The 12,008-nt window shown below is 66.8% G+C and carries 12 protein-coding genes; 1 reads left to right on the forward strand and 11 read right to left on the reverse strand.

Translation table 11 applies throughout. From position 1 onward, the window contains the following. Positions 1 to 28 precede the first annotated feature (28 nt). The 7 genes from pufA to Q0082_RS16480 all read right to left on the reverse strand — a co-directional run bounded on the left by pufA (position 29) and on the right by Q0082_RS16480 (position 7,042). Positions 29 to 214 (reverse strand): light-harvesting antenna LH1, alpha subunit, encoded by a 186-nt coding sequence (gene pufA, locus Q0082_RS16450; protein WP_298194689.1) that lies wholly within the window; start codon positions 212 to 214, stop codon positions 29 to 31. A gap of 108 nt (positions 215 to 322) precedes the next feature. Beyond that, positions 323 to 475, reverse strand: coding sequence for a light-harvesting antenna LH1, beta subunit (gene pufB, locus Q0082_RS16455; RefSeq protein WP_072383985.1), 153 nt, complete (start codon positions 473 to 475; stop codon positions 323 to 325). Between the two features lie 124 nt (positions 476 to 599). Next, a complete protein-coding gene (gene bchZ / locus Q0082_RS16460; protein WP_298194691.1) occupies positions 600 to 2,045 on the reverse strand; it encodes a chlorophyllide a reductase subunit Z in 1,446 nt (481 codons plus the stop codon). Positions 2,046 to 2,217: 172 nt separating this feature from the next. Beyond that, on the reverse strand, positions 2,218 to 3,654 hold the full coding sequence (gene bchY, locus Q0082_RS16465; RefSeq protein ID WP_298194704.1) for a chlorophyllide a reductase subunit Y: 1,437 nt from the start codon (positions 3,652 to 3,654) through the stop codon (positions 2,218 to 2,220). A 91-nt stretch (positions 3,655 to 3,745) separates the two neighbouring features. Beyond that, positions 3,746 to 4,741: a chlorophyllide a reductase iron protein subunit X gene (locus tag Q0082_RS16470; RefSeq protein WP_298194693.1), complete on the reverse strand. Its 996-nt coding sequence runs from the start codon at positions 4,739 to 4,741 to the stop codon at positions 3,746 to 3,748. Further along, positions 4,738 to 5,673: a chlorophyll synthesis pathway protein BchC gene (bchC, locus tag Q0082_RS16475; protein ID WP_298194695.1), complete on the reverse strand. Its 936-nt coding sequence runs from the start codon at positions 5,671 to 5,673 to the stop codon at positions 4,738 to 4,740. Before bchC ends, Q0082_RS16470 begins: the two co-directional genes overlap by 4 nt. A 196-nt stretch (positions 5,674 to 5,869) precedes the next feature. Next, positions 5,870 to 7,042, reverse strand: coding sequence for a methyltransferase (locus Q0082_RS16480; RefSeq protein WP_298194697.1), 1,173 nt, complete (start codon positions 7,040 to 7,042; stop codon positions 5,870 to 5,872). Positions 7,043 to 7,129: 87 nt separating this feature from the next. On the opposite strand from Q0082_RS16480, the gene Q0082_RS16485 reads away from it, so the two are divergent. Continuing rightward, positions 7,130 to 8,269 (forward strand): hypothetical protein, encoded by a 1,140-nt coding sequence (locus tag Q0082_RS16485; RefSeq protein WP_298194699.1) that lies wholly within the window; start codon positions 7,130 to 7,132, stop codon positions 8,267 to 8,269. 4 nt (positions 8,270 to 8,273) lie between these two features. On the opposite strand, the gene Q0082_RS16490 is transcribed toward Q0082_RS16485, so the two are convergent. From Q0082_RS16490 to bchI, 4 genes are read right to left on the reverse strand one after another with little or no spacing between them, the layout of a single operon-like run. Next, positions 8,274 to 8,411, reverse strand: coding sequence for a hypothetical protein (locus Q0082_RS16490; protein WP_298171255.1), 138 nt, complete (start codon positions 8,409 to 8,411; stop codon positions 8,274 to 8,276). A gap of 14 nt (positions 8,412 to 8,425) precedes the next feature. Beyond that, entirely contained in the window at positions 8,426 to 9,301 is an 876-nt protein-coding gene (gene bchO / locus Q0082_RS16495; protein ID WP_298194701.1) for an alpha/beta fold hydrolase BchO, read from the reverse strand. Then, complete coding sequence (locus tag Q0082_RS16500) at positions 9,298 to 10,998, reverse strand: magnesium chelatase subunit D (RefSeq protein WP_298194702.1); 1,701 nt, start codon at positions 10,996 to 10,998, stop codon at positions 9,298 to 9,300. Before Q0082_RS16500 ends, bchO begins: the two co-directional genes overlap by 4 nt. Further along, complete coding sequence (bchI, locus tag Q0082_RS16505) at positions 10,995 to 11,996, reverse strand: magnesium chelatase ATPase subunit I (protein WP_298194707.1); 1,002 nt, start codon at positions 11,994 to 11,996, stop codon at positions 10,995 to 10,997. Before bchI ends, Q0082_RS16500 begins: the two co-directional genes overlap by 4 nt. Positions 11,997 to 12,008 lie beyond the last annotated feature (12 nt).

Consider the following 12,008-nt stretch of genomic DNA (forward strand, 5'->3'; position numbering starts at 1 on the left):
GGGATGCCGCCTCTTGCCTTGCAGGTCGTCAGGGCGTCGCCGCGGCTGCGGCTGCGGCTGCGGCTGCCGGGGCCGCAGTGTGCGGGCCGTCGAGCCAGTTGAAGCGAGGCGTGCTGAGCAAGATGAAGTGAATCACGATTGCCAGCACAAACAGGAAGGCAGCGAGAGCCACCAGGGCCCTGCGCGGATCGAAAATAAGCCAGACTCTCCACATGGTATCTGTCCTTGTGAAAGCGCCGATTGGGCGCGGTCGTTCAGGTTCGGCCAGAAAAAGGCCGGGTGGCCGTTATGGCCAAACGTGTTTGATGTGACGGTGGATTTCTTACGAAATCCAGGGACGCCACGACCACACAAGCGCGTGGGCAACCACGGCCACGGCGGTGAAGCCGAGGAAGCTGCTCATGAACAGCTTGTGGAATTCCTTGGCTTCTTCGGGGGTCAGGTAGGTCCTGAGCCCAAGGCGATCATCGCTCATTTCTGCATCTCCAGTATTGACGTGCAAAGCGAGAGGCGGCGATCGCCCCCCGGCGATATTCCAACGGTCGAAACCGATGGAATGGGGTTGCCCGCGTGGTTGCGGGTCATTTCGTTCGCGCGGCTCATGGAGCGGATGCTCCGAGCAGCGCATCTGCCAGCCTGTCCGGGCTGACGATGCTTTCGCCGGCACCGCGCGCGGCGGCTTCGGCCGCATCGCGCAGTCGCTTGGCAAAGGAGATGCGGATGAGGACCGGCTGTGCTTCGACCAGTTCGTCGAGTCTCGCCTTGGCCTCGTCGCTCCACGGCAGCTCGCGGTGCGCGCGCGCCGGCGTGGCGGGTACGGCATCGAGCTGGGTGGCCAGCGGAAGGATGTGGAACAGCGCGTCGAACAGCGCGTTGCACACTTCCTGTATGAGATAAGTCGCCCCCGAATAGCCCATAAAGGGCGTACCGATGTGGCGGCGGATCGCGGCCCCCGGGAAGCTTGCCGGAATATAGATGCTGCGTGCGCCGCATTCGGCGAGGTACATCCGCTCGTTGTAGCTGCCGAACACGACCATCGGCGCGCCGGCGCGGATGGCATCGCGGACATCCTCGTTCTTCGGCTTGACCCCGGCGCTGCGCGAGAAGGCGAAGGCGCAGGGCAGGCCCATGTCCTCTTCGAGGAAGTGCCGGATCCCGCGGGTGTAGGTCTCGTTCGCGACGATGCCGAAGCTCGCCGTGCCGAAGAAGTCTTGCGTCACCGAGCGCCAGAGGTCCCACAGCGGCTTGATCGTGGTGTGCTTCTCGCGGGTGATGAACGGTTCGGGATCGAGCCCGAGTGAACCGCCCAGCGACTCAAGGAATCGGGTAGTCGAGGTGAGGCCGACCGGTGCTTGGAAGTAGGGCCGTTCAAGCACTTCGCAAAAATTGCGGCCGAACTCGCGGTAAAGGCAGACGTTGGCGTCGGCATCCGCCAGCTTGCGAATATCGGCGAGGTGGCAGCCCAGCGGGAAGACCACGTTGACCTCGGCGCCGATGCCTTCGATCAGGCGGCGCACTTCGGCCAGGTCCGAGGCCATGTTGAACATGCCGTAAGCCGGGCCGATGATGTTGACGCGGGGCTTCTCGCCTTCCTTGCGCGCCTTGGGGGCGGGCATCGCCTTGGGTCCGAACTCGGTCCATAGCCAGCTCAGCGCGCGGTCGGCCGATTGCCACTGATCCTCGTCGATCGTGCGCGGCAGGAAGCGCTTGATGTTGGTGCCGCCGGGCGTGACGCCGCCGCCGATCATCTCGGCGATGGAACCGGTGACAACGACCGCCGGAAGATCGGGGTCGAGCGTCTTCCACGCGCGGCGCATGGCCGCTTCGGTGCCGGTCTTGCCAAGCTCTTCCTCGCCAAGGCCCGTGACGACGATGGGGAGTTCATGCGGCGGAAGGCCGTCGGTGTAGTGGAGCACCGAGGTGACCGGAAGATTCTCGCAGCCAACCGGGCCGTCGATGATGACCTGCAGGCCCTTGACCGCGGCGAAGACGTAGACCGCGCCCCAATAACCGCCGGCCCGATCATGATCGATGATGAGGGTCATGCGCGCGCTCCGAATGTCTGGCTCAGGGCCTTGCCCAAGCTATGGCCGAACAGCAGGGCTGACAGTTGGTCGGGCGTTTGGTCTGAGGGCGGGCTTGATGGCTGGCTGCACGCTTGGCGCGACGGCTGAACGGTGACAGCGAGGCGCTGGTCGCCGTATGAGATCAAGAGGATCATGAGCCCACCGCCTCGGCCGCCTTGCGGGCAGCCTCGTTGAGTGCAGCGTACTTCTTCTTGAAGCTCGGCCGGTCCTGCGGGGTATCTTCCCACACGCCGGTGGTGTGCCCGGTGCCGACGCCGTCGAAGAAGGCAGACATCCGGTCGAACCGCGCCTTGCCAGCAATGGCGGTGTTGACCACCATGGCGAGGCTGCCGGCACCTGCCGGGCCCATCAGCGGTCGGGCCGAGATGAGGTTGGTGAAGTAGAGCGCCGGGATCGCCATCTGCTTGGCGTGCTGCACCACCGGCGTCGTGCCGATGGCGAGATCGGGGCGGAATTCCTCGACCGCGGCAATGTCCTGCTCAAGGCTGGCGCGATATTGCACCTTGATGCCGCGGGCCTGGAGCCATTCGCGATCAGGATCGGACCATACGGTGCGCGGGCAGGCGGTGCCGACGTAGCGCACGTCCGCGCCGCTCTCGACCAGCAGACGGGCGACCAGCAGTTCGGAGCCTTCATAGCCCGAAACCGTGATGCGGCCCTTGATCGGGCGGGCGGCGAGCGCGCCGCTGATGGCGGGCAGGATGCGGTTCTGCGCGGCGGCGACGAGATCCGCCTTGATCCCGCAGGCATCGCCGATCGCGGCAAGCCAGGCGGCGGTGCCATCGCGGCCCACTGGCGCCGAGCCGACGACCGTGCGGCCGGCGGCTTCGAATTCGCGCACGCTGGCGGTGTAGAAGGGGTGAATTGCGGCAACGACGGCGCAATCGAGCGCGGCATAGAGCTCGCGCCATTCGCGTGTCGGCACCACGGGGCCAGCGGCCAGGCCCATCGGCTCGAGCATCTGGGCGATCCCCATCGGATCGACCGGGAACATCTCGCCGAGCAAGGTGACGGTCGGCTTGTCGGGCCGCGTCTGGGGCGCGCTCACCGGGCCTGCTTCTGCCTCGCTGCGGGCATAGGCGAGCATGGCACCGGCGAGCACGTCCTTGGCTTCGGCATGGGTCGGGATGCCGAAGCCCGGAACATCGATCCCGATGATCCGGACGCCATTGATTTCCTTGCCCAGCAGGCGAAGCGGCACGCCGCTCGCGGTGGGCACGCAGAGGTTGGTGACGACAATCGCATCGTAAAGCGCAGGATCGGCGAGGTTCTCGACCGCTTCCTTGATATCCTCGAACAACTTGCCGGTGACGAGCGATTCCGAATTGAACGGTACATAGCCCACGCTGCGCCGCGCGCCGTAGAAGTGCGAGGTGAAGGTGAGGCCATAAACGCAGCACGCCGAGCCCGAGAGCACGCTGGCTGTCCGCCGCATCCGGAGGCCCACGCGCAGCGAACCGAAAGCCGGGCACATCGATTGAGGCTGGTCGTGCGGGCCGACCGGATAATCGGCGGCATAACGGTCGAGCACTTCGCTCTTGCCCGCGCTGCGCGCTGCTTCGCGCATGCGGTCGGCGCCGCCATGGCAGCCGCCACCTTCGCCGGCGGGCACAAGCGCGTCCGGCACGGCGTCGATGCGGTCAGCAGGGGGGCGGGCGTCAGATGTCATCGTAGATGACCTCCAGCGAAGCCTTCGGTTCGAAAGTGCCGCCGCGCATGTCGGCCTGGGTGGCGGGCAGCAGGGTTACGCTGCCGCCGGTTTCCTCGGGCGAGAACAGACCAAGCAGCCCATCCTGATCGAGCGGCTTGGGCCGGCGCGGCGGGGCTGTGGCGACGTTCTCGGCGAGTTCCTCGAACAGGCTGCCCCACTGCGTGTCGGGCCGGCCGATAATCTGGTAGTTCGCTGATTTGCGGCGAATATCCTCGTCCGCCGGGATAGCGCAGAGCACCGGGATATCGACCGTCTCGGCAAAGGCCTTCGCCTCACCGGTGCCGTCGTCCTTGTTGATGATCATGCCCGCAACGCCGACATTGCCGCCCATCGAGCGGAAGTATTCGACCGCCTTGCAGACGTTGTTAGCGACGTAAAGCGACTGGAGGTCGTTCGAGCCGACGACGATGACCTTCTGGCACATGTCGCGCGCAATCGGCAGGCCGAAGCCGCCACAGACCACATCGCCCAGGAAGTCGAGCAGCACGTAATCGAAGCCCCACTCGTGGAAGCCCAGCTTCTCGAGCAGTTCGAACCCGTGGATGATGCCGCGCCCACCGCAGCCGCGGCCGACTTCTGGCCCGCCAAGCTCCATCGCGAAAACACCGTCGCGCTGGAAGCACACGTCCTCGATCCGCACATCCTCGCCAGCGAGTTTCTTGCGCGCCGAGGTTTCGATGATCGTCGGGCAGCTCTTGCCGCCGAAGAGGAGCGAGGTGGTATCTGACTTGGGGTCGCAGCCTATGAGCAGCACGCGCTTGCCCTGCTGCGCCATCATGTAGCTGAGGTTGGAAAGCGCGAAGCTCTTGCCCGAGCCGCCCTTGCCGTAGATCGCGATGATCTGCGTTTCCTTGGTCACTTCGGTAGGTACAATCGCGTCGGGTTCGATCGCGGCTTCATCGCGAAGCGCTTGAACGCGCGCAGATGCTTCAAGAGTCGTCATGCGCAATTGCTCCAATCGAGAACCATTTTCAGGCAGTTGCGGTCGGTAAAGGCCGCAGGATAGGCTTCCGCCGCTTCGCTCGCGGGCCGCACGTCGGTGACGAGCCCGCTGAGGTCGAGTCGGGCGTCGCGAATGAGATCGCGGGTCCGGTCAAGGTCTCCGGGGCTCCATTCCGCGGCGACGCGGATGCGGGCCTCGGCACGAAAAGCCACGGGAAAGGCGAAGTTCAGCCGGTCCGAATAGAACCCGGCGAGGTTGATCTCGCCGCCGCGCGCCAGGCGCGAGAGCAGCGTATCGAGAATGTTCGAATCGCCACTGGCGTCGCAGATCGAACGGTAGTCCCGGCGCGTATCCTCGTCCGGCGAGACGACCTTGTAGCCAATGGCCCCGGCGGTGCGCAGCGGATCGGTTTCCCACACGGTTGGTGGCGGTGCACCCAGTGCGATCGTGATGCGCGCCAGCAGGCGGCCAAGCACGCCGTGGCCGACAATGAGATCGGGCAGGGTGCCACCATCGAGCGCGTGGAGCGCCGTCGCGGCGAGGGCAAAGAGCACGCCGTCTGCCTGCAGCGACTCGTCGATGGTGAGTGCGCGGGTCGATGGAAGGACGAGGCGGCGGGCTGAGCCGCCGAAGAGGCCGCGGGCATCGCGGAAGCAGCTGGCACCGGGAACGAAAACCCAATCACCGATTCGCGCCCAGGCATCGCGGCCGGCGTCGATCACGCGGCCGACCGATTCGTACCCCGGCACGAGCGGATAACCCATGCCCGGAAACATTGGCATCTTGCCGGTCCAGAGAAGTTTTTCGGTGCCGGTGCTGATGCCGCTCCAGCGGACTTCGACGACAACGTCGGAGCCGGTCGGCGCATCGAGCGCGAGGGGGCGGAGCGCCAATTGCTCCGGTGCCTCCATGATTAGCGCTAGTGCTTCCACGACCATTTTCCCCTCAGCCCGAGGCCGGACGGCATGCCGTTCGGTCTAGGGGGCTTTCCGAGTGTCAGCTTACATTGTCATCAAGAAGTGTCAACTCGACACTACACTTTTGTGCAGACTGCTCCTGCGACAAGCTGTGCAGGAACGCCGGTGGTCCGTTTTGGTGGTCCCTTGCGAGGGCAGCAGGGCAGGGCGGTCAAACACGCGCGACGATCGCACCGCAAACCAGCGGGAGATGGGTGGGAAGCACCTTCCAGCTCGCAAACCCGGCGCTTCTGAGCATTGCACCAAGCTCCGCCGGACGGCGCGGACGCCCCGATCCCATCGCCCAGAGGTAAAACCCGAAGTATGCATCGCCCATCGCTTCGCCGCCGGCGGCACCGGCCATCGGCTCGCCGATCAGCAAGGTGCCGCCAGCCGGAAGCGCCGCGCGCACCGCGCGCAGGATGCGCAGCGCAGGCTCGTCATCATGATCGTGCAGGATCCGCACCAGCGTCACGAGATCGAAGCCAGTGGGCATCGGATCGTGGAGAAAGCTGCCCTTGTGGAGGGAAAGCCGAGGCGCGATCAGCGCATCGCGTCCGAGCGTCGTCTCCGCGCCTGACACAACGTCAGGCAGATCGAACAGGCCGAGTCGCAGCGCCGGCGCGGCCATGCCCACTGCGCGCACGAAGGCGCCAGTGCCCCCGCCCACATCAAGCATCGCCTTGTGGCGGCTGAATTTATAGGCGGCAACGAGCTGTTCGCTGACCATCGCCTGCGAGGCGGCCATCAGCGCCGAATAGGCGGTTGCCGCAGGCGCGTTGTCCGCGTCGCCCTGCCGCCCGGGCGGCACTGCGCCCGTCGCGCTGGCCCGCGCATAGGTCCAGAATTCGGAGAGCGCGGTTGGTTCCTTGCGGTCTGCGCGCAGCAGCGCCAGCGGATCTGCGAGGTCGGTGTACAACAGCGCATGGTGGCGGATCATCGCCTGCGCACCCGGATTGCACTGGAGCGCGGCGCCATCCATCCCCAAGGTCCAGCGCCCGCCCGGCAGCGACTCGGCAATCCCCAGTGAGGCGGCGGCGCGCAGCAGGCGCTCGGTCGCGTCCATGCCCAGTCCGGCGCGATTCGCCGCCGTTGCGGTATCGCAGGCGCCTTCAGCCAGCAGGTCCAGCAAGCCGCCCTCGACGCAGGCCGTCAGCACCTGCGCATAGGCAAATCCGGCCACCAGATCGAACGCCCGCCGCGCGCGGGAGCGCACGATCGGACGCGTCAGCGGGAAGGCGGCGCTCCATTGCTGGAACTTCGGATTTGTCAAAAGGCGGTTGCGCCAGCCGATCCAGCGTTCCCTGAGGCCGACCCTTTGGGGCAAATCCAGACGATTGGACATATTCATATGTCAATTACATTGGACATTTAGTGCCATTGCGTCAATCATCCCTGCACGTCCTGCGGATGGGGCGAGGGAGATTGAACCATGTGGCGAGGCGAGACCCCCGCAGATGGTGCGTTGCGGTTCAAGGACAGTGGGCCGGAAACTGCCGAGGAATGGCCGCCACTGTGGAAGGGCATTGCACGGATGAACGGCGCCTTGCCGCCCGCGCCGGTCGCGCCCGATCCCTGGGCGCTGCTTGGGCGCGGCGAGGACGATCGCCTCGTCCGCGCGCCCGGCAGCCGCGACAGTGATGCCCATCCGCGCTTCGATGCGCCGGTGCCGCCGGGTGGCTACAGCTGGTGGTACGTGGATGCGCTGAGCGATGATGGGCAGCACGGCCTCACCTTGATCGCCTTCATCGGCAGCGTGTTCTCACCCTATTTCAAGCGCTCGGGCCGTGGAAACCCACTCGATCACTGCGCTCTCAACGTCGCGCTCTATGGCCCCAAGGCGCGCTGGACGATGACCGAGCGGGGCGAACATGCGGTCAAGCCTGAACGGGATCAGTTCGCCATCGGGCCCAGTTCGGTGCGCTGGGCAGGAGACTGCCTGATCATCGACATCGAGGAACTCGACAAGCGGATCATGAACCCGTTCCGCCGGCGCGTTTCGGGGCAGATCAAGGTCTGGCCCGAGATGCTCAATACCGAAGCTTTCGCGCTCGATCCCGCGGGAACGCACTTGTGGCACTGCCTGGCTCCGCGCGCACGAATCTCGGTAGAGATGAAGGCGCCGGAACTTAGCTGGAAGGGCAGCGCCTACCTCGATTCCAATCGCGGCTCTGAGTCGCTCGAGGAAGGCTTTCGCGTCTGGCACTGGTCGCGCGCGCATCTCGGCAAGCATGTCGCGGTGTTCTACGAAGGCCAGCGCCGTGATGGCTCGACCTTTGCCAGCGCGCTGCGCTTCGATTCCGCTGGTATCCCGCACGAGGCAGACCTGCCGCCAACAGCGCCGCTGCCCAACACATTATGGCAGATGGAGCGTGTGACCCGCGCCGATCGCGGTCTCGCCCGTGTGCGGCGAACATGGGAGGATTCGCCCTTCTATACCCGCTCGACGCTCCACGCGCGGCTCTATGGCGAACCGGTGGTTGCGATGCAGGAGACGCTCTCGCTCGACCGCTTCTGCTCACCGATCGTGCAGCAACTGATCCCGCACCGAATGCCGAGGGCGCGGCGCTGAGCGCTCAATCCTTCGGCGCGGCATCCTTCTTCGCCTTGTCCCGCGCGATCTCGCGGTTGACCGAGACGAGCTGCCATACGCCAAGCGAGAGTGCGATGCCGCCGAAGACGACCATTTCGATCCAACCGAAGTTCTGAGCCACGCGCTGCCTCCCTCTCAAGCATGTACCGGCGTTGCGGTGGCAATGGCCTCCGCAACGAGATCCGCACGCTCTTCGTGCGCCAGGTGGCCGAGACCTGCAAGGACGCTGAGCGTGGCTTGCGGCAGCAGCTTGATTGCCTGCTCGACCGAACTGGTCGGCACGGCAGCGTCCTTCGCACCGTGAATCAGGCGGACCCGCGCCATGACCTTGGGCAGATCACGCTGCAACCCCGCAAGATCCCACCCGGCCATCATCTCGAGCGCCCCGCGGCAATGGAGCGCGTTGCCGAGCAGCATGGCGTAGCAGCGCACCCCCTCGGCATCGATCTGCGAACCGGTCGATCGGACCAGCAGCCGCCCGGTATCGCCCGAGGTCCGCGCACTCGCCGCAAACAGGCGCGGCACCAGCGGATTGAGCACGAGTGCACGGGCGAGGCCCTGGAACAACGGTGCGAAAAACCCGGGAAACGGAGAGAGGGCGGCATTGAGGCCGATCACCTCCGGCACGGCGAACCCGTCGCGCACCATCCTGAGCGCAATCGCCGCCCCGGCAGAATGTCCGATCAGCCGCTCGGGCTGCACCTCCAGCTTGTCGAGCAGCGCCGCGACCGCCGCAGCCATGCCCGGTAGCGTCAGCCCGCCGGCAGGCCGCCCGCGCGTAAAGCCATGCCCTGGCAGATCCATCGCGATCACGCGGGTGTCCTGCGCCAGCAGCGGCATCAGGTGCCGCCAACTATGGGTGGCCGCGCCGGTGCCGTGCAGCAGCACCACCGCCGGGCCTTCGCCCATTTCCTGCACATGCCACGTCAGCGGCCCGGCTTGCACGAACCGGCTTGCTGCGCGGTGCGGCCACTCGCGACCGTCGTTTTCCCAAACAAGCGGCCGGCTCACGTAAGGGCTCCGATGACCTTGCTGAGCGTCGCGGCGCTCGCTTGCGGCAGCGGCACATAGCGCGTGCGCATGGCGGAAGCGACGGCAGCCGCTTCGGGGCGAGGGCGGGGCGAGATGTCGATCACCACGCCGGCAAGGCCTGCCGAAGCGATCGCACGCGCGGCCTTCAGCGCGTCGTCGGTCGCGGCGACGCGGTTGGTGCTGCCATCGAGCGCGATATTGCCGCGCCCGTCGGTCAGCAGCACCAGCAGCGGGGTATAGCCGCGGCGGGTGAGGCCGGTGCCGAGTGTGCAGACCATCGACAGGCCTGCAGCGAGCGGGGTGCCGCCGCCACCGGGTAGCTCGGTCAGCGCCCGGCGCGCGCGGGTGAGCGAACGGGTCGGCGGCAGCAGCAACTGCGCCTCGTTCCCCCGAAACGCCACGAGCGCCACTTCGGTGCGCTTCACATAAGCCTGCGCCAGCAGCAGTTCGACCGCGCCCTTCGCTTCGGCCAGCCGCGTAAATGCGGCCGAGCCTGAAGCATCGACGGCAAAGATTGTCACAGATGCACTGCGCGCCTCGAACCGGCGGACGCGCACATCATCCTTCATGATGCGCAGGCCGGCGCGCGCATCGCCTTCGCTTCGGCGTAGCGCCTGCCATGGGACCGCGGCGCGCAGCGTATCGATCAACGCCAGACGTGCCCCGCCACGCGGCAAACCCTGCCGAGCAGCGAGTGGACGCCCGCGCAGCGGCGAGAGATGCCGCGCACCGCCGCCGCTTCCCGCGCCGCGCCGGGTGCGCCCGTCAGCGAGCGCTTCGAGCAGACCAGGCGGGATCGCGGCGGCAGCGGCTTCGATCAGCTGATCGGGATCGGGGGTGCCATTGTCCTCCTGTTCCTCGTCGCCGGGGGTATCTGTGTCGTTCTCGGCCGGCGGCGGAGGTGGGGGAGGCGCCTCGTCCTCATCCTCGGGCGGTGGTGGCGGCAGGCGTGTCGCGCGCGGGGCCAGCACCAGCCGGGCCGCGGCTGCCAGATCGCTTTCGCGCACGGTCTTGCGTCCATCGAGGCGCGCGCTCGCGCCGGCGGCCAGCGCCGCAAAGCGCAGCGCGCGCCCGGAATCGACGCCTAGCGCGAGCGAAACGGCGGCAAGTGCCTCCAGCCCCTCGGCGCTGCAAGACGGAATTTCAGACGGGGAGGCGATCGGCTCGGGCAGATCTGCATTTCCGAGATCGGCGGGTACGGTGCTGCCCAGATCGCACATGAATGCCATGCGTTCGGTCAGGCTGAGCGGCGGCACTTCGTCGCGCTCCGCGCCGTCATCGAGCAGAACAAGGCCGAAGCGCTCGGACGGTTCAGCAAGATCGAGCGCTTGTGCCATGCTCCCTGCCAGCGATGCGGTGATCCGCTCGGCCAGCGGTGCAATCACTACCCCGCCGCGTGCTTCCTCCAGAAAGCCGCTGCGCGCCACGCTGCGCCCCGCCGCAAGGCTCGCGGCAAGGTCGATCCCGCCGTGCAGCCGTTCGCTGTCGATATGCGCGGGCATGCGCCTTAGATGGACCGCGCTCCCCAGTCGCTCGACCAGCGCATCGCGCGCCGGGCCGGGGCCGCGCAGCCAGAGGCCACCGAAACCCGCCGGCCAGAGCGCAAACGCGCGCAGCGCTAGGGCCGCATCCTCAGCGGCGGGCGCAGCGTCTCGCGGCGCCTCGGGGGCTGTCATCCAAACACCTCGGCCACCGCGCGTTCGATGCGGGTGGTCGATCCGGTTTCATCCAGCACGTCGCGGCGCAGCCGGTGGCGAAGCGCCATCGGCGCAACAGCGATCACATGCTTGCGCTTGACCGTATCAGCCCCCTCCAGCGCAGCCTGCGCCCGGGCGGCACGCATCACCGTGAGTTCACCGCGAAGGCCATCGGCTTTGCAGGCCATGCACAGGCGCGAGGCGTCATAGAGCACTTCGTCCGGCGTCACGACCGAAGGCAGCCGCGACCGCCCCTTCGCGATGCGGCGCACGATCTTGGCATCCGCCGCCGCCCATTCCTCGCCGAACGCCGCCGGATCGCGCTCGTGCGCGGCGCAGCGGCGCATGATCTCCACCCGCGAATCCAGCGTCTGCGGGGTGCGCACCTCGACCGAGAGGCCGAACCGGTCAAGCAGCTGCGGCCGCAGTTCGCCCTCCTCCGGATTGCCGCTGCCGATCAGCACGAACTTCGCCTTGTGCCGCACGGAAAGCCCTTCGCGCTCGACGAGGTTCTCGCCCGAAGCCGCGACATCGAGCAGCAGATCGACGAGGTGATCCTCAAGCAGGTTGATCTCGTCGATATAGAGAAAGCCGCGGTGCGCCTTGGCCAAGAGCCCCGGCTCGAAGCGCTTTTCGCCCGAGCGCAGCGCGCGTTCGAGATCGAGGGCGCCGATCACGCGGTCCTCGGTCGCACCCAGTGGCAGATCGACAAAGGGCACCGCGCGCTTGGCCGTCTTCTTCGATGTACAGGGATCTGGACAGGTCCCCGCATCGTGCGGCGCGCAGCCGAACCTGCAGCCTTCCACTGCGACGATCGGCGGCAGGATCGCGGCAAGTGCCCGCGCTGCCGTCGATTTTCCGGTCCCGCGATCGCCGAAGACCATCACGCCCCCGATCGAAGGGTCGACAGCGGCCAGCAGCAGGGCCTGCTTCATTTCGTCTTGCGCGACGATGGCGGAGAAGGGGAAGCGGTTCATAGTGTCAACCAA

The organism is Novosphingobium sp., assembly GCF_027489515.1.
GTDB lineage: Bacteria > Pseudomonadota > Alphaproteobacteria > Sphingomonadales > Sphingomonadaceae > Novosphingobium.

Excerpts from the sequence above, each read along its gene's own strand:
- Q0082_RS16480 (WP_298194697.1), bottom strand. The coding sequence starts at position 7,042 with ATGTCCAATCGTCTGGATTTGCCCCAAAGGGTCGGCCTCAGGGAACGC.
- pufA (WP_298194689.1), bottom strand. The coding sequence starts at position 214 with ATGTGGAGAGTCTGGCTTATTTTCGATCCGCGCAGGGCCCTGGTGGCT.
- bchZ (WP_298194691.1), bottom strand. The coding sequence starts at position 2,045 with ATGACCCTCATCATCGATCATGATCGGGCCGGCGGTTATTGGGGCGCG.
- pufB (WP_072383985.1), bottom strand. The coding sequence starts at position 475 with ATGAGCGATGATCGCCTTGGGCTCAGGACCTACCTGACCCCCGAAGAA.
- bchI (WP_298194707.1), bottom strand. The coding sequence starts at position 11,996 with ATGAACCGCTTCCCCTTCTCCGCCATCGTCGCGCAAGACGAAATGAAG.
- Q0082_RS16485 (WP_298194699.1), top strand. The coding sequence starts at position 7,130 with ATGTGGCGAGGCGAGACCCCCGCAGATGGTGCGTTGCGGTTCAAGGAC.
- Q0082_RS16470 (WP_298194693.1), bottom strand. The coding sequence starts at position 4,741 with ATGACGACTCTTGAAGCATCTGCGCGCGTTCAAGCGCTTCGCGATGAA.
- Q0082_RS16500 (WP_298194702.1), bottom strand. The coding sequence starts at position 10,998 with ATGACAGCCCCCGAGGCGCCGCGAGACGCTGCGCCCGCCGCTGAGGAT.
- bchY (WP_298194704.1), bottom strand. The coding sequence starts at position 3,654 with ATGCGCGAAGCAGCGCGCAGCGCGGGCAAGAGCGAAGTGCTCGACCGT.